Source organism: Seonamhaeicola marinus, assembly GCF_008085455.1.
This window is the reverse complement of the sequence record NZ_VSDQ01000353.1, coordinates 1-344: the sequence shown is the minus strand read 5'-3', so window position 1 is coordinate 344 and position 344 is coordinate 1. Positions and strand designations below refer to the sequence as shown.

Genomic DNA, 344 nt, shown 5'->3' with positions numbered 1-344 from the left:
CCTTCAAAAACAGTAACGTATAAAATATCTTTATCTATTTTAAAAACTTCGGTTAAAAGTTCCCAAGCCCAAGCAATGGCTTCTTCTTTAAAATAATCGCCAAAACTCCAGTTTCCAAGCATTTCAAAAAGTGTGTGGTGGTATGTATCATAACCAACTTCTTCTAAATCATTGTGTTTACCTGAAACGCGTAAGCATTTTTGAGAATCTGCTATTCTGCTGCTTTTAGGTTCGGCATTGCCTAAAAAGAATTCTTTAAACGGTGCCATACCAGAATTAACAAACATTAACGTAGGGTCATCTTTTAACACCATTGGTGCCGATGGTACTATGGCATGTTGTTT

Annotated in this window: 1 protein-coding gene; it reads right to left on the bottom strand. The window is 35.8% G+C overall.

Features of this window, described 5'->3' with window-relative positions; genetic code table 11:
- The coding region (locus FUA24_RS04895) for an alanine--tRNA ligase-related protein (RefSeq protein WP_246146954.1) at positions 1-344 on the bottom strand (344 nt) is incomplete at both ends.